This is a genomic window from Pseudocitrobacter sp. CD920760 (assembly GCF_057782505.1).
The window spans coordinates 3,950,364-3,969,317 of the sequence record NZ_CM173490.1 but is presented as its reverse complement, the minus strand read 5'-3'; the positions used below and the strand labels follow the sequence as shown (position 1 = coordinate 3,969,317).

The following is an 18,954-nucleotide window of genomic DNA, read 5'->3' as shown; positions in this document are numbered from 1 at the left end:
TTGCGGGGAACCGTACGAACTGGCGCTACTGAAATACTTTGCACAGCTCCGTCCGCGCCCATCCATGCGCACACATGCCGCTATCAGTGACCAAATCAGTAACAGAGAGAGATACAAACTCACCAACAAATCAGGGTGATTTCTGACCATTCTGAGTTTTTTCAAAAATTGATGGGGGGCATCGGAAAACCGTCACAAACATCACAATATTAAAAATCATTATCTATCTATATGATATTTAATAATAAATATGGATATCTAAAACCATCACAAAAGCATCACAGAAGCATCACAGTGTGACGGTCTTAAAACATCACAACTCTGTTTTATAACTTATTGAATTTATTATGTGTGACGGTTTGTGTTGCGTTTTGTGATGGTTTTACCGTCACAAGATTTATTCATGATAATCATATGGTTAATAGGTTATTTAGTGGTGCGTGATGGTTGTGACGGTTTTCCGATGGCCGACTTAAAAATAGGTTAGGTAGAAGAGCATATGAGTTAACAACAAGCAGGCGCAAAAAAAGCCCCGAATGGTCGGAGCTTATGGGTATAGGGAGCAGGGGAGGTTAATTAAACAGCTTAATAGCAGTAAATAAGAGCGCCATACTTGTGAATAGTGCACCTACAAGCCAGATAGTCTGTAAGCGTATCTCTTTATGAACCCCGGTAATCTCTTTGTAAACGCCTGCAAAGCCGGCCTGTAGTTCGGCTTTTGTGGCAAAATGCTCAGTCCGTTCCTTCAACGTAGCAATATCCAGGCGTGTGGCTGAAAGCTCAGACTCTAGTTTTTCAACTCTCTTTTCTAATCGTTCGAGCACACCGCCACCCCCGCCATCGCCATTTTTCTTCTCTGGAAAATCAAGTAATACAAGGTTATCAGATTCTGGTTGCATTATGGCTGATCTCCCTGGTCATGAATACGGTCTTCCACCCAATAAACGACATTGGCTGCACGGAAATAGCTGATAAAACCACAGTTCTGGCAGATAAGTCGGTATTGATGATTAGAAACTAATGGTGCTTTTGACTCATCAATAAGTGAGGGAGTGACAAAGTGAACTGCGGTCGCATCGACATATTGCCGGGATTCTTCTTCGGTTAGTTCGGACGGTTTTTTGTCTTTGAACGGGCTACGTGATGAATCCAGGCTCATTGTTTCCGGTGTGGATAGCTGATCGTGACCGCAAGCTAAGCAGACTTTATTGACTCCCTTCTCAGCAAGATACTGGGCGAAAAGTTGTGGTGTAACCAGCCGTAAACGATGGTATGCGTTGCGTGCGGGATCATCTTTGTGATCTGACTTACTCATTATTACTCCATTTGCTGCATGGCAAAAAACCCCAGATTTGGGGTTTTTTGTTGTTAATGTGGTCGATATGTGGACGTTGTTTGAAATAATTCCTTTTATTTCAATGTGCTACAGGTAAATAAAACGCGCCCGAAGGCGCGTTGGCGATACACTCAAAGTTCAGTTTTACTCTTCTTCAACTTCTTCGAAGCTTGCGTCTTTCACCGATGTTGTGGCGCGACGGGCTTCCCCTTTGTGTTGCACCTTATTGAGCTGCCGTTCCAGCTTGTTGATCAATTCGTTGATTGCAGCATACATATCTTCATGCTTGGCGCTGGCAACCAGAAGCCCGTTCGGCGTGTTCATGGTGGCGTCAGCGATAAAACCCTGCGGCTCCTTGGACAGGATGATGTGCGGGTTAATAATATGAGTTTGCCATTTTTCTAATTTGGCTAGACGGTCTGCGACATGTTGGCGGATGGCCGGAGTAATTTCCATTTGTTTGCTGGTAATGTTCATTGTCATAAATTTTACCTCTTGTCTTTCCGTCTTGGTGATTCCAGCATACCTTTCCTAATGTCAAAATGTGTGATTTAAATCACGTTTTTTTGTCACTTTTTGTCAAGGAAACTGTTTTGTGAGGCAGGGCAGGAACAGGCGATATTTTCCTTGTCGAAAGGGAAAAAGGCGGTCATATTTGATGAGATGACTTGCCGCTAAAGCGGTTCAGCGGGCAGGTGAAACGGATAAAAAAACGGCAGCCCCAGGGCTGCCGTTTTGCTTGCGTTCGAAATCAGGATTGCGTGCTGCTGCTGTTTGCCGCAATGATTTTCGCTACTTTGTCTGCCTGCGCCGTCATTTGCATCTGACGGTACGCGTTTTCCATCTTCGGCAGCGCATCGCGGGTGGCCTGTGTATCCGGGAAATCGCGCAGCATGTTTTCAACGCGGTTTACCACGGCAACCCATGCGCCACGGTCAGTGTAGTAATCAACGACTGACAGCTCGTACTTGGCCAGACGATCTTTCAGGAACACCAGACGTTTGTTCGCATCCGTGACGTACTGGCTGTTCGGGTAGCCGCGAACCAGCTTAGAGAAGTCATTGAAGGCGTCACGTGCGTGCTGCGGATCGCGGTCAGAACGGTCAACCCCAAAGAAGCCCTGAAGTGCGCTGTCGTCCAGCGCCATATTGGTCAGGCCACGCATATACATGACATAATCAATGTTCGGGTGCGTCGGGTTAAGACGGATAAAACGATCAATGGCAGCCTGAGCCAACGGCAGATCGGCATTTTTGTAGTACGCGTAGATCAGATCCAGCTGCACCTGCTGAGAGTACGGGCCAAACGGATAACGGTTATCCAACGCTTCCAGTTGCGTTATCGCTTGTTTCCAGTTACCGTCCTGCAGCTTTTGCTGAGCAGTTGCGTAGATTTCGTTAGGCGGATTATCAGGCACCTCTTCCTTTGAACCAGAGCACCCCGCCAAAGCCAGGCTCAACGTGGCCGCTGCCACCAGATATTTCATGCGCGTCATGACGTTTTGACTTTCCTCAAAATGTTTGTACGGGATATTCGCAGTTCCTGTTCCCGATTAAGACCAGCTACAATAGCACACTATATTAAACGGCGAAGCCGTAAAAACCCAACGTTAACGAAGAAGCTGTATATGGCACAACGAGTAGAACTCACCGCAACGGTCTTAGAAAATCAACTGGGTCAACGCTTAGATCAAGCTTTGGCCGAATTGTTCCCTGATTATTCGCGATCTCGCATAAAAGAATGGATTCTTGACCAGCGCGTGCAGGTTAATGGTCAAATTTGCGACAAACCGAAAGAAAAAGTGTTGGGTGGCGAGACCGTCGCGATCAACGCTGAAATTGATGAAGATATCCGTTTTGAACCTCAGGATATCCCGCTGAACATCGTCTATGAAGATGATGACATTCTGGTTATCAACAAACCGCGCGATCTGGTGGTTCACCCTGGCGCCGGTAACCCGGACGGCACGGTGCTGAACGCGCTGCTGCATTATTATCCGCCGATTGCCGATGTGCCGCGCGCGGGCATTGTCCATCGTCTGGATAAAGACACCACGGGTCTGATGGTTGTGGCGAAAACCGTTCCGGCGCAAACGCGTCTGGTAGAGTCGCTGCAGCTGCGCGAAATCACCCGTGAATATGAAGCGGTAGCGATTGGCCATATGACGGCGGGCGGTACGGTTGAAGAACCGATTAGCCGTCACCCAACCAAACGTACGCATATGGCGGTGCACCCAATGGGTAAACCGGCGGTCACGCACTATCGCATTATGGAACACTTCCGTGTGCACACGCGTCTGCGGCTGCGTCTTGAAACAGGACGTACGCACCAGATCCGCGTGCACATGGCCCATATCACGCACCCGCTGGTGGGCGATCAGGTTTATGGCGGGCGTCCGCGTCCACCGAAAGGCGCGTCGGATGAGTTCATTTCCGCACTGCGTAAATTTGACCGTCAGGCACTGCATGCCACCATGCTGCGTCTTTATCATCCGATCACCGGTATTGAGATGGAATGGCATGCGCCTATCCCGCAGGATATGGTCGATCTTATCGACGCAATGCGCGCCGATTTCGAAGAACATAAGGACGATGTGGACTGGTTATGACGTCATTGATTATCCCGCAGTGGCCGCAGCCGAAGGGCGTGGCATCCTGTAGTTCCACCCGTAAAGGCGGTGTGAGTCAAGCGCCTTACGATTCTCTGAATCTGGGCGCGCATTGCGGTGATAATCCGGACGATGTAGAAGAGAATCGCCGCCGCTTGTTTGCGGCGGGCGGCTTACCCTCTAAACCAGTCTGGCTTGAACAGGTTCACGGTAAAGATGTGCTGCGCTTAAGCGGCGGGCCGTATGAATCAAAACGCGCCGATGCGTCATACAGCAATATGCCGGGCACCGTTTGTGCGGTAATGACCGCCGATTGTCTGCCGGTACTGTTCTGTAATCTCGACGGAACAGAAGTGGCTGCGGCGCATGCGGGCTGGCGCGGGCTGTGTGAGGGCGTGCTGGAAGAGACGGTTGCCTGCTTTAACGATCGCCCTGAAAATATCATGGCGTGGCTTGGCCCGGCGATTGGCCCTACGGCGTTTGAAGTGGGGCCGGAAGTGCGTGACGCCTTTATGGCGAAAGACCATCAGGCTGACGCCGCGTTCCGCGCAGCGGGTGAAAAGTACTATGCTGATATTTATCTACTGGCGCGTCAGCGTCTGGGAAATGTCGGTGTGCAGCGCATCTACGGCGGTGACCGCTGTACCTTCAGCCAAAACGATGATTTTTTCTCATATCGTCGTGACCGTACTACAGGTCGTATGGCAAGTTTCATTTGGCTGATATAACCTAAAGAATCAAGACGATCCAGAAGGCTGACTTATTTTTCGCATTAAACAGGTCATTAACCTTGAATAATTGAGGGATGACCTCATTTAATCTCCAGTAGCAAAATTGACCTGTTATGGGAGGAATTATGCGTCTGGATCGTCTTACTAACAAATTCCAGCTTGCTCTCGCCGATGCCCAGTCTCTCGCACTGGGGCACGACAACCAGTTTATCGAACCCCTTCATTTAATGAGCGCCTTACTGAATCAGGAAGGGGGGTCGATTCGTCCTTTATTAACCACTGCCGGCATTAATGCGGGCCAGCTTCGCACGGCTATCGATCAGGCATTAAGCCGATTACCGCAGGTGGAAGGCACCGGCGGCGACGTCCAGCCTTCGCAGGATCTGGTGCGCGTGCTGAATCTTTGCGACAAGCTGGCGCAAAAACAGGGCGACAACTTTATTTCGTCAGAACTGTTCGTTCTGGCCGCGCTTGAGTCTCGCGGTTCACTGGCCGACCTGCTGAAATCCGCAGGGGCGACGACTGCCAACATTACTCAGGCGATTCAACAGATGCGCGGAGGGGAGAGCGTGAACGATCAAAATGCCGAAGACCAACGTCAGGCATTGAAAAAATATACCGTCGATCTGACCGAGCGTGCCGAGCAGGGCAAGCTTGATCCGGTCATCGGTCGTGATGAAGAAATTCGCCGCACCATTCAGGTGCTGCAACGTCGTACTAAAAACAACCCGGTGTTGATTGGTGAGCCTGGCGTCGGTAAAACGGCGATCGTCGAAGGGCTGGCGCAGCGTATCGTGAACGGTGAAGTGCCGGAAGGGCTGAAGGGCCGCCGTGTACTGGCGTTGGATATGGGCGCGCTGGTGGCCGGGGCGAAATATCGCGGTGAGTTTGAAGAACGTCTCAAAGGCGTGCTGAACGATCTGTCGAAACAGGAAGGCAACGTCATTCTGTTTATCGATGAGCTGCACACCATGGTGGGTGCAGGTAAAGCCGATGGCGCAATGGACGCCGGGAACATGCTGAAACCGGCGCTGGCCCGTGGTGAACTGCACTGCGTGGGCGCGACCACCCTTGATGAATATCGCCAGTACATTGAAAAAGATGCGGCGCTGGAACGTCGTTTCCAGAAAGTGTTTGTGGCCGAGCCGTCCGTTGAAGATACCATCGCGATCCTGCGTGGTCTGAAAGAACGTTATGAGTTGCACCACCACGTGCAAATCACCGACCCGGCTATCGTCGCGGCGGCAACGCTTTCGCATCGTTATATTGCCGACCGTCAGTTGCCGGATAAAGCGATTGACCTGATTGATGAAGCGGCGTCCAGCATTCGTATGCAGATTGACTCGAAGCCGGAAGAACTCGACCGGCTCGATCGCCGTATCATCCAGTTGAAACTGGAACAACAGGCGCTGAAGAAAGAGTCTGACGAAGCCAGCCTGAAACGTCTCGATATGCTGAATGAAGAGCTGGAAGACAAAGAACGCCAGTATTCGGTATTAGAAGAAGAGTGGAAAGCCGAGAAAGCCTCGCTTTCCGGTACGCAGACAATTAAAGCGGAGCTTGAGCAGGCGAAAATCGCCATCGAGCAGGCGCGCCGCGTGGGTGACCTGGGGCGGATGTCTGAACTGCAGTACGGTAAAATTCCGGAACTGGAAAAACAGCTGGCGGCGGCGACTCAGTCCGAAGGTAAAACCATGCGTCTGCTGCGTAACCGCGTAACGGATGCGGAAATCGCCGAAGTGCTGGCTCGCTGGACCGGGATCCCGGTTGCACGCATGCTGGAAGGCGAGCGCGAAAAACTGCTGCGGATGGAGCAAGACCTGCATAGCCGGGTGATTGGTCAGAACGAAGCGGTGGAAGCGGTATCGAACGCGATTCGTCGTAGCCGCGCCGGGCTGTCCGATCCTAACCGCCCAATCGGTTCGTTCCTGTTCCTGGGGCCGACCGGTGTCGGTAAAACGGAACTGTGTAAGGCGCTGGCGAACTTTATGTTCGATAGCGATGACGCGATGGTGCGTATCGATATGTCCGAGTTTATGGAGAAACACTCCGTGTCTCGCCTGGTCGGTGCGCCTCCGGGATATGTCGGTTATGAAGAGGGCGGCTATCTGACCGAAGCCGTACGCCGTCGCCCTTACTCGGTCATCCTGCTGGATGAAGTTGAGAAAGCGCACCCGGATGTGTTCAACATTCTGCTGCAGGTGCTGGACGATGGTCGTTTGACCGACGGGCAGGGGAGAACGGTCGACTTCCGTAATACGGTGGTCATTATGACCTCTAACCTGGGTTCCGATCTGATTCAGGAACGCTTTGGCGAGCTGGATTACGGGCACATGAAAGATCTGGTGCTGGGCGTGGTCAGTCAGAGCTTCCGTCCGGAATTCATCAACCGTATTGATGAAGTGGTTGTGTTCCATCCGCTGGGTGAAGCACACATTGCCTCAATTGCACAGATTCAGCTGCAACGTCTGTACAAACGTCTGGAAGAACGCGGTTATGAAACGCAAATTTCTGATGAGGCGCTGCATCTGTTGAGTAAAAACGGTTATGACCCGGTATATGGCGCGCGTCCGTTGAAACGCGCTATTCAGCAGCAAATTGAAAACCCGCTGGCGCAGCAGATCCTATCCGGTGAGCTGGTTCCGGGGAAAACGATACGTCTGGACGTTAAAGACGATCATATTGTGGCAGTGCAGTAAGTCACAAAAATGCAAAAACGGGCCCTCAGGGGCTCGTTTTTGTTTATAAACCAGGCAAAAATAAGTAAATTGAATGAAAAGTGAGCGAGTAAAAAGTTTTTTGTATTTTATGCTTGCGAGATCTCAATTACTCCCTATAATGCGCCCCCACTGACACGGAACAACGGCCAACATGCCGCCGGGTCAACAGAGTGAAAATAAACCTTGACTCTGTAGCGGGATGGCTTAATATGCACACCCCGCGCCGCTGAGAAAAAGCGAAGCGGCACTGCTCTTTAACAATTTATCAGACAATCTGTGTGGGCACTCAATGATACGGATTCTTAACGTCGCAAGACGATAAATGAATACCAAGTCTCTGAGTGAACACGTAATTCATTACGAAGTTTAATTCACGAGCATCAAACTTAAATTGAAGAGTTTGATCATGGCTCAGATTGAACGCTGGCGGCAGGCCTAACACATGCAAGTCGAACGGTAACAGGAATCAGCTTGCTGATTCGCTGACGAGTGGCGGACGGGTGAGTAATGTCTGGGAAACTGCCTGATGGAGGGGGATAACTACTGGAAACGGTAGCTAATACCGCATAACGTCGCAAGACCAAAGAGGGGGACCTTCGGGCCTCTTGCCATCGGATGTGCCCAGATGGGATTAGCTAGTAGGTGGGGTAACGGCTCACCTAGGCGACGATCCCTAGCTGGTCTGAGAGGATGACCAGCCACACTGGAACTGAGACACGGTCCAGACTCCTACGGGAGGCAGCAGTGGGGAATATTGCACAATGGGCGCAAGCCTGATGCAGCCATGCCGCGTGTATGAAGAAGGCCTTCGGGTTGTAAAGTACTTTCAGCGAGGAGGAAGGTGTTGAGGTTAATAACCTTAGCAATTGACGTTACTCGCAGAAGAAGCACCGGCTAACTCCGTGCCAGCAGCCGCGGTAATACGGAGGGTGCAAGCGTTAATCGGAATTACTGGGCGTAAAGCGCACGCAGGCGGTTTGTTAAGTCAGATGTGAAATCCCCGGGCTCAACCTGGGAACTGCATTTGAAACTGGCAAGCTTGAGTCTCGTAGAGGGGGGTAGAATTCCAGGTGTAGCGGTGAAATGCGTAGAGATCTGGAGGAATACCGGTGGCGAAGGCGGCCCCCTGGACGAAGACTGACGCTCAGGTGCGAAAGCGTGGGGAGCAAACAGGATTAGATACCCTGGTAGTCCACGCTGTAAACGATGTCGACTTGGAGGTTGTGCCCTTGAGGCGTGGCTTCCGGAGCTAACGCGTTAAGTCGACCGCCTGGGGAGTACGGCCGCAAGGTTAAAACTCAAATGAATTGACGGGGGCCCGCACAAGCGGTGGAGCATGTGGTTTAATTCGATGCAACGCGAAGAACCTTACCTACTCTTGACATCCACGGAACTTTTCAGAGATGAATTGGTGCCTTCGGGAACCGTGAGACAGGTGCTGCATGGCTGTCGTCAGCTCGTGTTGTGAAATGTTGGGTTAAGTCCCGCAACGAGCGCAACCCTTATCCTTTGTTGCCAGCGGTTCGGCCGGGAACTCAAAGGAGACTGCCAGTGATAAACTGGAGGAAGGTGGGGATGACGTCAAGTCATCATGGCCCTTACGAGTAGGGCTACACACGTGCTACAATGGCATATACAAAGAGAAGCGACCTCGCGAGAGCAAGCGGACCTCATAAAGTATGTCGTAGTCCGGATTGGAGTCTGCAACTCGACTCCATGAAGTCGGAATCGCTAGTAATCGTAGATCAGAATGCTACGGTGAATACGTTCCCGGGCCTTGTACACACCGCCCGTCACACCATGGGAGTGGGTTGCAAAAGAAGTAGGTAGCTTAACCTTCGGGAGGGCGCTTACCACTTTGTGATTCATGACTGGGGTGAAGTCGTAACAAGGTAACCGTAGGGGAACCTGCGGTTGGATCACCTCCTTACCTTAAAGAACCGTTCCTTGAAGTGTCCACACAGATTGTCTGATGAAAAGTAAATAGCAAGGCGTCTTGCGATTGAGACTTCAGTGTCCCCTTCGTCTAGAGGCCCAGGACACCGCCCTTTCACGGCGGTAACAGGGGTTCGAATCCCCTAGGGGACGCCACTTGCTGGTATGTGTGAGTGAAAGTCGCCGACCTTAATATCTCAAAACAGACTGTTAAGTCTTGTTTGAGATATTTGCTCTTTAAAAATCTGGATCAAGCTGAAAATTGAAACGACACACTTTTAAGTGTGTTCGAGTCTCTCAAATTTTCGCAACACGATGGTGTTTTACGAAACATCTTCGGGTTGTGAGGTTAAGCGACTAAGCGTACACGGTGGATGCCCTGGCAGTCAGAGGCGATGAAGGACGTGCTAATCTGCGATAAGCGTCGGTAAGGTGATATGAACCGTTATAACCGGCGATTTCCGAATGGGGAAACCCAGTGTGATTCGTCACACTATCATTACGTGAATACATAGCGTAATGAAGCGAACCGGGGGAACTGAAACATCTAAGTACCCCGAGGAAAAGAAATCAACCGAGATTCCCCCAGTAGCGGCGAGCGAACGGGGAGCAGCCCAGAGTCTGAATCAGCATGTGTGTTAGTGGAAGCGTCTGGAAAGTCGCACGATACAGGGTGAAAGTCCCGTACACCAAAATGCATATGTTGTGAACTCGAAGAGTAGGGCGGGACACGTGGTATCCTGTCTGAATATGGGGGGACCATCCTCCAAGGCTAAATACTCCTGACTGACCGATAGTGAACCAGTACCGTGAGGGAAAGGCGAAAAGAACCCCGGCGAGGGGAGTGAAAAAGAACCTGAAACCGTGTACGTACAAGCAGTGGGAGCCTCTTTATGGGGTGACTGCGTACCTTTTGTATAATGGGTCAGCGACTTATATTCTGTAGCAAGGTTAACCGAATAGGGGAGCCGAAGGGAAACCGAGTCTTAACTGGGCGTTAAGTTGCAGGGTATAGACCCGAAACCCGGTGATCTAGCCATGGGCAGGTTGAAGGTTGGGTAACACTAACTGGAGGACCGAACCGACTAATGTTGAAAAATTAGCGGATGACTTGTGGCTGGGGGTGAAAGGCCAATCAAACCGGGAGATAGCTGGTTCTCCCCGAAAGCTATTTAGGTAGCGCCTCGTGAACTCATCTTCGGGGGTAGAGCACTGTTTCGGCTAGGGGGTCATCCCGACTTACCAACCCGATGCAAACTACGAATACCGAAGAATGTTATCACGGGAGACACACGGCGGGTGCTAACGTCCGTCGTGAAGAGGGAAACAACCCAGACCGCCAGCTAAGGTCCCAAAGTCACAGTTAAGTGGGAAACGATGTGGGAAGGCTCAGACAGCCAGGATGTTGGCTTAGAAGCAGCCATCATTTAAAGAAAGCGTAATAGCTCACTGGTCGAGTCGGCCTGCGCGGAAGATGTAACGGGGCTAAACTGTGCACCGAAGCTGCGGCAGCGACACTATGTGTTGTTGGGTAGGGGAGCGTTCTGTAAGCCGTTGAAGGTGTGTCGTGAGGCATGCTGGAGGTATCAGAAGTGCGAATGCTGACATAAGTAACGATAAAGCGGGTGAAAAGCCCGCTCGCCGGAAGACCAAGGGTTCCTGTCCAACGTTAATCGGGGCAGGGTGAGTCGACCCCTAAGGCGAGGCCGAAAGGCGTAGTCGATGGGAAACAGGTTAATATTCCTGTACTTGGTGTTACTGCGAAGGGGGGACGGAGAAGGCTATGTTGGCCGGGCGACGGTTGTCCCGGTTTAAGCGTGTAGGTGGGAAGTTTAGGTAAATCCGGACTTCTGTTAACACTGAGACGTGATGACGAGGCACTACGGTGCTGAAGTAACAAATGCCCTGCTTCCAGGAAAAGCCTCTAAGCATCAGGTAACATTGAATCGTACCCCAAACCGACACAGGTGGTCAGGTAGAGAATACCAAGGCGCTTGAGAGAACTCGGGTGAAGGAACTAGGCAAAATGGTGCCGTAACTTCGGGAGAAGGCACGCTGATATGTAGGTGAAGCGGTTTACCCGTGGAGCTGAAATCAGTCGAAGATACCAGCTGGCTGCAACTGTTTATTAAAAACACAGCACTGTGCAAACACGAAAGTGGACGTATACGGTGTGACGCCTGCCCGGTGCCGGAAGGTTAATTGATGGGGTTAGCGGCAACGCGAAGCTCTTGATCGAAGCCCCGGTAAACGGCGGCCGTAACTATAACGGTCCTAAGGTAGCGAAATTCCTTGTCGGGTAAGTTCCGACCTGCACGAATGGCGTAATGATGGCCAGGCTGTCTCCACCCGAGACTCAGTGAAATTGAACTCGCTGTGAAGATGCAGTGTACCCGCGGCAAGACGGAAAGACCCCGTGAACCTTTACTATAGCTTGACACTGAACATTGAGCCTTGATGTGTAGGATAGGTGGGAGGCTTTGAAGTGTGGACGCCAGTCTGCATGGAGCCAACCTTGAAATACCACCCTTTAATGTTTGATGTTCTAACGTAGACCCGTGATCCGGGTTGCGGACAGTGTCTGGTGGGTAGTTTGACTGGGGCGGTCTCCTCCCAAAGAGTAACGGAGGAGCACGAAGGTTAGCTAATCCTGGTCGGACATCAGGAGGTTAGTGCAATGGCATAAGCTAGCTTGACTGCGAGCGTGACGGCGCGAGCAGGTGCGAAAGCAGGTCATAGTGATCCGGTGGTTCTGAATGGAAGGGCCATCGCTCAACGGATAAAAGGTACTCCGGGGATAACAGGCTGATACCGCCCAAGAGTTCATATCGACGGCGGTGTTTGGCACCTCGATGTCGGCTCATCACATCCTGGGGCTGAAGTAGGTCCCAAGGGTATGGCTGTTCGCCATTTAAAGTGGTACGCGAGCTGGGTTTAGAACGTCGTGAGACAGTTCGGTCCCTATCTGCCGTGGGCGCTGGAGAATTGAGGGGGGCTGCTCCTAGTACGAGAGGACCGGAGTGGACGCATCACTGGTGTTCGGGTTGTCATGCCAATGGCATTGCCCGGTAGCTACATGCGGAAGAGATAAGTGCTGAAAGCATCTAAGCACGAAACTTGCCCCGAGATGAGTTCTCCCTGACTCCTTGAGAGTCCTGAAGGAACGTTGAAGACTACGACGTTGATAGGCTGGGTGTGTAAGTGCAGCGATGCATTGAGCTAACCAGTACTAATGAACCGTGAGGCTTAACCTTACAACGCCGAAGATGTTTTGGCGAAGAGACATCGATAAGTAAGCTTGATAACAGATTAAATTAACCGGCGTAAGCGGGTTAATACAACAGAATTTGCCTGGCGGCACTAGCGCGGTGGTCCCACCTGACCCCATGCCGAACTCAGAAGTGAAACGCCGTAGCGCCGATGGTAGTGTGGGGTCTCCCCATGCGAGAGTAGGGAACTGCCAGGCATCAAATAAGCAGAAGGCCATCCGAAAGGATGGCCTTTTTGCGTTGGTGCGAAAAAAACCTGCCGGATGGCGGCTGCGCCTTATCCGGCCTACGGGTACGGTGCACACTGTAGGCCCGGTAAGCGCAAGCGCCACCGGGCAACACAGCGCGCACTACCCCCACCCCAAAATACTCCCGCTACAGCTAATCCTAATTTGTTACCTTGCTAACAAAAAACGTGATAGATATCGCAAAATAGTTAATAACAATTATATAACATTTCGTTCACTGAAAATTTATCTGCGTGACGAGTTACGCCCGGTAAGACAGATAAAAAACCTGCAGCAGGAGCATAATTATAATGACCGAAACCAGCGTAGCCGCCGAGCAGTCGCTCACCGATCATGACACCCGTCGCCGGGTTATGGCCATCGTCGGGGCTTCATCAGGGAACCTTGTCGAATGGTTTGATTTTTACGTCTATTCCTTCTGTTCTCTCTACTTTGCCCACATCTTTTTCCCAACCGGAAATACCACGACCCAGCTGTTACAAACGGCGGGTGTTTTTGCCGCAGGCTTTTTAATGCGTCCCATTGGCGGCTGGATGTTTGGTCGTATTGCGGATCGTCATGGACGTAAAAGGTCGATGCTGATCTCTGTCTGTATGATGTGTTTTGGCTCTCTGGTCATTGCCTGCCTGCCGGGATACGACACGATCGGAACCTGGGCTCCTGCGCTGCTTCTGCTGGCACGGTTGTTCCAGGGACTCTCCGTCGGTGGGGAGTACGGCACCAGCGCAACGTATATGAGTGAAGTCGCGGTAGAAGGCCGTAAAGGATTCTATGCTTCATTCCAGTATGTCACGCTGATCGGTGGCCAACTGCTGGCGCTGCTGGTTGTCGTGCTTCTGCAGAATGTCCTGAGCAGCGAAGATCTGCACAGCTGGGGCTGGCGTATCCCGTTCGCAATGGGTGCGGTGTTAGCGGTTGTGGCGCTGTGGCTGCGTCGTCAGCTGGATGAAACGTCGCATAAAGAAACGCGTACACTGAAAGAAGCGGGTTCCTTCAAGGGCCTGTGGCGTAACCGTAAAGCCTTCGTCATGGTGCTCGGTTTTACCGCCGGCGGCTCGTTGATTTTCTACACCTTCACCACCTACATGCAGAAGTATCTGGTCAACACCGCCGGGATGGACCCGAAGGTCGCCAGCATCATCATGACCGCCGCACTGTTCGTCTACATGCTCGCCCAGCCGCTGTTCGGGTTGCTCTCTGACAGGATTGGTCGTCGCGCTTCAATGCTGTGCTTTGGTTCACTGGCGACGCTGTTTACCGTACCGATTCTCTCCGCCCTGCAGAATGTCACCTCTCCGTTTGCCGCTTTTGCACTGGTGATGTGCGCACTGTTGATCACCAGCTTCTATACCTCGATCAGTGGGATCCTGAAAGCAGAGATGTTCCCGGCGCAGGTTCGCGCGTTAGGGGTGGGGTTATCTTATGCAGTGGCTAATGCCTTGTTTGGTGGTTCTGCGGAGTATGTCGCACTGTCACTGAAATCATTTGGCGTGGAGTCGGCCTTCTTCTGGTACGTCACCGCGATGACGGCGCTGGCTTTCCTGGTGTCGCTGATGCTGCATCGCAAAGGAAAAGGATTACGCCTGTAGGATTAATGTTGGGCCAGCTGCCACACCGTATAGCCGGTCGTGGCGCCTGCAACATCCCACGCAAAATCTTTCCAGCTCCAGCCGCTCCCTGCGGGGCGGCTATCCCACAGTTCTTTTGATGCCCCCAGACTCAATGAAAACATCACCCCCAATGCGGCGCTGCGATCGCGGCTCATGCCCTGATGCTGGAAGTATTCATTGCCAGCGGCGGAAAGCATCGCGGAGCCAATAAAGTGTTGGGCTTTATCCTGCCCGCTCCAGCTGTCGTTCGCCATATGGCTACAACCGCTCAGAGTGAAAAGGGCAATCAGAGGAAGGAGGGTTCGCATAAATCTCTCCTGAAAAAAAGCCCCGCACTGGACGGGGCTGATATTTAGAGGATACGACTGATAAGGCGATCGATACGGATGCGTCGCAGACGGCGGATCAGCTTGCGCACTTTTACCGGATAATCAGCGATACTTTGCAGGTCGCGATAGTGATTGACCACGGTAGTATGGGCGCGAATCAGCTTCAGCTCTTTCTCGCGTTTCTCCCGCAGTTTATGTTGCGGGTCATGAATGAGTACGGCGTTTTCGAGATCCAGACGCCAGGCGCGTGGATTAAGGTTGTTGCCGGTCAGCAGCATCCACTCGTCATCCACCCACATCCCTTTCAGGTGATAGGTGTTATCGTCATCTTTCCACAGACGCACAACGAGCTGGTCTGTGTTGACGTAGTACTGTAAACGGCTCAGGAATCGACGCAGGTTGATTTCGTACAGATACGGCAGCGCGCCGATAATCTTGAACGGTTCATTTTCCGGGATGAAGAAATCGTTCGCCGTTTTATCGCCAACGATAATTTCGACCTTTTTGCCTTCACGCAGCAGGCGAATGATATTGCGCACTAACAGCGCAGGCAGGTTGAAATAAGGGGTACAGATCGTCAGCTTATGCTCGGCGCACGGCATCAGATGGAAAATGGTTTTATTCAGCAGGCTGGTTTTACCCAGGCCTACCAGCGGCGTAACGGAGAGCTGTTCGTCGTCGGCGTTGCCCAGATAATGGTATCCCGTATCGCGCAGCTCCTGGCGATAGAGGCGAATATCGTTTTTAATTTCCGGGCTTTTCGGGCGGCAGCTATCATCGAGACGGTTAACGCCACGACCTTCCACTAAATTTTGCCCCACCCAGTCATACATGATGTCCGCCATTTGCGGATTACGAATGCACTGATAGCGGTCGTAACGATATTTATCATGCTGATGGAGATAGACATCATTGATGCTCGCGCCGCTGTACAGCACGCTGTCATCAATAATAAAGCCTTTGAAATGGAGAACGCCCAACGCTTCGCGGGTATTGATTGGCACGCCATACACCGGCACGTCCACACCCGGATTTTCATGCGCCATGCGGCAGTACCAGTCGGCGTTGGTATTCGACGCCGCTGCGCCAATACGTCCACGCTGTGCGCGATGCCAGTCAACCAGTACTTTTACTTCCAGCTCAGGCCGCTGACGTTTTGCGTCATACAGCGCCTGTAAAATCGCCTTCCCGGCATCGTCCTGTTCCAGATACAGCGCGACGATGCAGATGCGTCGCGTAGCGCCGGCTATCTTTGCCAGCAGCGCTTCCCGAAAATCGGCAGGCGCGTAGAAAAACTCAATATCATCAACTGACTGAGAAAGCTTGGGTAGCTGGGCAAGGTGTTGTTGATGTTTATTACGCTTAAATTTTGACAACATCACAGTGCGTTTCTTCTCTGTTTTAGTGAAGGGTCCTCTGTACCAGGCAGACGACGTAAGCGGTCAATAATACCATCTCTGTCGGTCAAGGGTAGTATTTCCAGCAACTTAGTCATGACTTAGCTTCAGAGACAGGCTGACTATACCGTCTTCCAGTTGGATATCAACGTCAAAGCCCAGCTTACGAGCCAGGGCTATCATCCCACGGTTGTTGGGCATAGTAATGCCGTTTAAGCGTTGCAGACCGTGATCGCGCGTATAGTTGATTAACTTTTCCAGCAATCGTCCACCCAGCCCTAATCCTTTCAGGTCGGAGCGCACCAGCACCGCGAATTCAGCGTCTATGTTGTCCGGGTCGGAGATGGCGCGGGTGACGCCAAGGATCTCCGTCTGTTCAGCCGTGATGTGTACCGCAACGAAAGCCATTTCACGATCGTAGTCGATCTGGGTCATATTCGCTAAATCATCGTGGGTAAATTCGTTGATCTCGCTAAAGTAGCGGTAATAAAGATCTTCCTTCGTCACCCGGGCGATAAACTGCTGTAAAAGCGGCTCATCTTCAGGAAGGATAGGCCGAAACAGGCAGCGTTCGCCATTTTTCATGGTGACCCACTCTTCGAGCTGCTGCGGGTACGGCCTTACCGCCAGGCGGCTTTCGCTGTCGCCTTCATACGGCGCGATATCCAGCGTCACGTCCAGCGCGGTAAATTCATTACCTGTGGCCAGCAGAGGGTGAATATCCAGCCGCTGAATTTCCGGGCAATCAACAATCAGGTTTGAGACCTGAACCAGCAAACGGCTCAAGCCGGGAATATCCAGCGGTCGCAGCGCGCTGCGCCCACGAATCTTTTTGCTCTTAATTGCCTGAATCACCAGGTAGCGCGCCAGCGTCATATTCAGCGGCGGCAGAGCGACCACGGCCTGTTCTTCAGGCCGCCACTCCACGCCGCCTTCACCTAACATAATCAGCGGGCCAAAGACCGGATCATGTTCCACCACCACGCGCAGTTCCTGTGCACCTGCGCGGTTAGCCATACTTTGTACCAGCAGGCCGTCAATGCGCGCCTGTGGCCAGGTCATTTTAACGCGATCGAGAATCGCATCCGCCGCCTGTTGCACTTCCGCCGGGGTACGCAGATACAGCATCACCCCCTGAACTTCCGATTTATGTGGGATATCCGGCGAGCGCAGTTTCAGCGCCACCGGATAACCAATTTGTTCGGCGATATGTACCGCTTCCGCGCTGTCAGCGGCGATCCAGGTGGGAAGCGTGTGCATGCCGTACGCCTGCAACACAGGACGCACTTCATGCGTATCCAGCGCGCGGATACCGCTATCGATAGCCTGCGCGAGCAGTTCGTGAACCTGCGCCGTGTTGGCCGTTAAATTCTGCGGCAGTGCGGGCGTTTCCCGCAGTTGTTTCTGGTTCCGGCGATATTCCACCATATGCATAAATGCCGTAATCGTGCCTTCCGGCGTACGATAGGTGGGGATACCGGCGTCGCTGAACAGGCGTCGGGCCTCGATAGAAGAGTACTCACCGCACCAGTTGGTCAGCACGCTGATGTAGTGCCCACGTGGATGGCGTTTGATCGCGTCAATTAACGCCACGGCGCTTTCAGTGCCGGTTGCGGTGGCGCTGGGGGAGTGAATCACCAGCAGCGCATCCAGATCCGGGCTGTCGAGTAACGAGTTGACTGCGGCGATATAGCTCTCGATGCTGGCATCATCACGCAGATCCAGCGGGTTTCCGGCCTGCACGGAATCCGGCAACCGTTCAGTCAATTTGGCCCGCGTTTCATCGCTGAGGGTCGCCAGTTTGCCGTTGCGCGCCCAGAGTTGATCGAGCGCCAGCGCTGCCGGGGCAGCACCGTTGCTGATAATCATTAAACGCTCGCCGCGCAAAGGGCGCATATGGCTTAAGGTTTCAACGGCGGAAAAAAGTTCGTGAGTATCGCGCACGCGCAGCAGACCGGCGCGCTGGATCGCGGCGTCCCAGGCGGGGTCCAGACCCGCGTTAGCGTGAAGCAACCGCTGCGCCGCCGGGCTACGTCCGCTCTTAATCACCAGAATGGGTTTATTACGTGAGGCGCTACGAGCGGCGGAAACAAAGCGTCGGGCGTCACTCAAATGCTCCAGATAGAGCAGAATGGCGCTGGTTTTGCTGTCACGCGCGAGGAAATCGAGCAGGTCGTCCACATCGATATCCAGGCTATCACCGAGCGCAATAAAGTAGGAGAAGCCCATCTCGCGCTGCTGCGCCCAGTCAAGAATGGTATTGGAAACGGCCGCGGACTGCGAAATAAACGCCAGTTTGCCTTTGCGAATCGGCACCGGAGAAAAACTGGCGTTCAGACCCTGCCAGGGCGCTAAAAGCCCCAGACTGTTTGGCCCTAAAAGGCGCATCTGGTAGCGCGCGGCGCAGGCTGATAATTCGGCAAACTGATCGGGCGGTGAAGAGAGAATAATGCAGGTTTTACATCCTTTCTCGCCCAACGCTTCCAGCAGTTCCAGATTGCGTTTGGCATGTGTGCAGAGTACGGCGAGATCGGGTGAAAACGGCAGGCTGGCGATGGTCGGCCAGGCCAGCACGCCGAGCACCGCTTTCCAGGTGGGCGTAACGGGCATAACGGGGCCGTTAAACCCACCGGCTAACAGATTACGCATCATCAAAAAGCCGGCGCGCTGCGGCTTCATGGATGCGCCAATCACGGCAATCGATTTTGGTCGAAGAAGTGCTTCCAGCCCTCGTTGACTCATTCCGGCTTCCCTCAGGTATAAGCATCCGT

General features: G+C 52.5%; 11 protein-coding genes, 1 tRNA gene and 3 rRNA genes. 8 read left to right on the top strand and 7 right to left on the bottom strand.

The genetic code is table 11. The annotated features are described in order from the left end of the window. Positions 1-572: 572 nt before the first annotated feature. The 4 genes from AC1MKH_RS18565 to bamD form a co-directional block, all read right to left on the bottom strand. The gene (locus AC1MKH_RS18565) at positions 573-899 is read right to left on the bottom strand and encodes a hypothetical protein (protein WP_327621982.1); all 327 of its coding nucleotides are present in this window, start codon (positions 897-899) and stop codon (positions 573-575) included. After that, positions 899-1,315: a hypothetical protein gene (locus AC1MKH_RS18560; protein ID WP_327621981.1), complete on the bottom strand. Its 417-nt coding sequence runs from the start codon at positions 1,313-1,315 to the stop codon at positions 899-901. The genes AC1MKH_RS18565 and AC1MKH_RS18560 overlap by 1 nt, the downstream gene beginning before the upstream one ends. Positions 1,316-1,480: 165 nt before the next feature. Further along, positions 1,481-1,819: a ribosome-associated translation inhibitor RaiA gene (gene raiA / locus AC1MKH_RS18555; protein ID WP_015963370.1), complete on the bottom strand. Its 339-nt coding sequence runs from the start codon at positions 1,817-1,819 to the stop codon at positions 1,481-1,483. A gap of 268 nt (positions 1,820-2,087) precedes the next feature. Then, the gene (bamD, locus tag AC1MKH_RS18550) at positions 2,088-2,831 is read right to left on the bottom strand and encodes an outer membrane protein assembly factor BamD (RefSeq protein WP_015963371.1); all 744 of its coding nucleotides are present in this window, start codon (positions 2,829-2,831) and stop codon (positions 2,088-2,090) included. A 132-nt stretch (positions 2,832-2,963) separates the two neighbouring features. On the opposite strand from bamD, the gene rluD reads away from it, so the two are divergent. The 8 genes from rluD to AC1MKH_RS18510 all read left to right on the top strand — a co-directional run bounded on the left by rluD (position 2,964) and on the right by AC1MKH_RS18510 (position 14,436). Then, positions 2,964-3,944 carry a 23S rRNA pseudouridine(1911/1915/1917) synthase RluD gene (rluD, locus tag AC1MKH_RS18545; RefSeq protein ID WP_276223339.1) on the top strand — a complete coding sequence of 327 codons (981 nt, stop codon included), beginning with the start codon at positions 2,964-2,966 and terminating at the stop codon, positions 3,942-3,944. After that, a complete protein-coding gene (gene yfiH, locus AC1MKH_RS18540; RefSeq protein ID WP_276223342.1) occupies positions 3,941-4,672 on the top strand; it encodes a purine nucleoside phosphorylase YfiH in 732 nt (243 codons plus the stop codon). The genes rluD and yfiH overlap by 4 nt, the downstream gene beginning before the upstream one ends. A gap of 128 nt (positions 4,673-4,800) precedes the next feature. Beyond that, positions 4,801-7,374 (top strand): ATP-dependent chaperone ClpB, encoded by a 2,574-nt coding sequence (gene clpB, locus AC1MKH_RS18535; RefSeq protein WP_149461738.1) that lies wholly within the window; start codon positions 4,801-4,803, stop codon positions 7,372-7,374. 409 nt (positions 7,375-7,783) lie between these two features. Continuing rightward, positions 7,784-9,325 (top strand): 16S ribosomal RNA (locus AC1MKH_RS18530). 85 nt (positions 9,326-9,410) lie between these two features. After that, positions 9,411-9,486, top strand: a tRNA-Glu gene (locus tag AC1MKH_RS18525). 191 nt (positions 9,487-9,677) lie between these two features. Then, positions 9,678-12,584 (top strand): 23S ribosomal RNA (locus AC1MKH_RS18520). Between the two features lie 96 nt (positions 12,585-12,680). Next, a 5S ribosomal RNA gene (gene rrf, locus AC1MKH_RS18515) occupies positions 12,681-12,796 on the top strand. The 16S, 23S and 5S rRNA genes sit together here with 1 tRNA gene alongside, the layout of an rRNA operon. A 341-nt stretch (positions 12,797-13,137) precedes the next feature. After that, positions 13,138-14,436, top strand: a complete 1,299-nt coding sequence (locus AC1MKH_RS18510) for an MFS family transporter (protein WP_276223706.1) — start codon at positions 13,138-13,140, stop codon at positions 14,434-14,436. Between the two features lie 2 nt (positions 14,437-14,438). Here the strand turns inward: AC1MKH_RS18510 and AC1MKH_RS18505 are convergent, their stop codons facing one another. The 3 genes from AC1MKH_RS18505 to AC1MKH_RS18495 all read right to left on the bottom strand — a co-directional run bounded on the left by AC1MKH_RS18505 (position 14,439) and on the right by AC1MKH_RS18495 (position 18,925). Then, positions 14,439-14,765 (bottom strand): YfiM family lipoprotein, encoded by a 327-nt coding sequence (locus tag AC1MKH_RS18505; protein ID WP_276223704.1) that lies wholly within the window; start codon positions 14,763-14,765, stop codon positions 14,439-14,441. A 44-nt stretch (positions 14,766-14,809) separates the two neighbouring features. Next, complete coding sequence (gene pssA / locus AC1MKH_RS18500) at positions 14,810-16,165, bottom strand: CDP-diacylglycerol--serine O-phosphatidyltransferase (protein ID WP_276223712.1); 1,356 nt, start codon at positions 16,163-16,165, stop codon at positions 14,810-14,812. Between the two features lie 108 nt (positions 16,166-16,273). Further along, positions 16,274-18,925 carry a bifunctional acetate--CoA ligase family protein/GNAT family N-acetyltransferase gene (locus AC1MKH_RS18495; protein WP_276223701.1) on the bottom strand — a complete coding sequence of 884 codons (2,652 nt, stop codon included), beginning with the start codon at positions 18,923-18,925 and terminating at the stop codon, positions 16,274-16,276. Between the last annotated feature and the right edge of the window lie 29 nt (positions 18,926-18,954).

What these genes read in the sequence shown, in the direction of transcription:
- AC1MKH_RS18495 (WP_276223701.1), bottom strand. Translation starts at nt 18,925, where the DNA reads ATGAGTCAACGAGGGCTGGAAGCACTTCTTCGACCAAAATCGATTGCC.
- yfiH (WP_276223342.1), top strand. Translation starts at nt 3,941, where the DNA reads ATGACGTCATTGATTATCCCGCAGTGGCCGCAGCCGAAGGGCGTGGCA.
- AC1MKH_RS18510 (WP_276223706.1), top strand. Translation starts at nt 13,138, where the DNA reads ATGACCGAAACCAGCGTAGCCGCCGAGCAGTCGCTCACCGATCATGAC.
- rluD (WP_276223339.1), top strand. Translation starts at nt 2,964, where the DNA reads ATGGCACAACGAGTAGAACTCACCGCAACGGTCTTAGAAAATCAACTG.
- AC1MKH_RS18505 (WP_276223704.1), bottom strand. Translation starts at nt 14,765, where the DNA reads ATGCGAACCCTCCTTCCTCTGATTGCCCTTTTCACTCTGAGCGGTTGT.
- AC1MKH_RS18560 (WP_327621981.1), bottom strand. Translation starts at nt 1,315, where the DNA reads ATGAGTAAGTCAGATCACAAAGATGATCCCGCACGCAACGCATACCAT.
- bamD (WP_015963371.1), bottom strand. Translation starts at nt 2,831, where the DNA reads ATGACGCGCATGAAATATCTGGTGGCAGCGGCCACGTTGAGCCTGGCT.
- raiA (WP_015963370.1), bottom strand. Translation starts at nt 1,819, where the DNA reads ATGACAATGAACATTACCAGCAAACAAATGGAAATTACTCCGGCCATC.
- AC1MKH_RS18565 (WP_327621982.1), bottom strand. Translation starts at nt 899, where the DNA reads ATGCAACCAGAATCTGATAACCTTGTATTACTTGATTTTCCAGAGAAG.
- clpB (WP_149461738.1), top strand. Translation starts at nt 4,801, where the DNA reads ATGCGTCTGGATCGTCTTACTAACAAATTCCAGCTTGCTCTCGCCGAT.
- pssA (WP_276223712.1), bottom strand. Translation starts at nt 16,165, where the DNA reads ATGTTGTCAAAATTTAAGCGTAATAAACATCAACAACACCTTGCCCAG.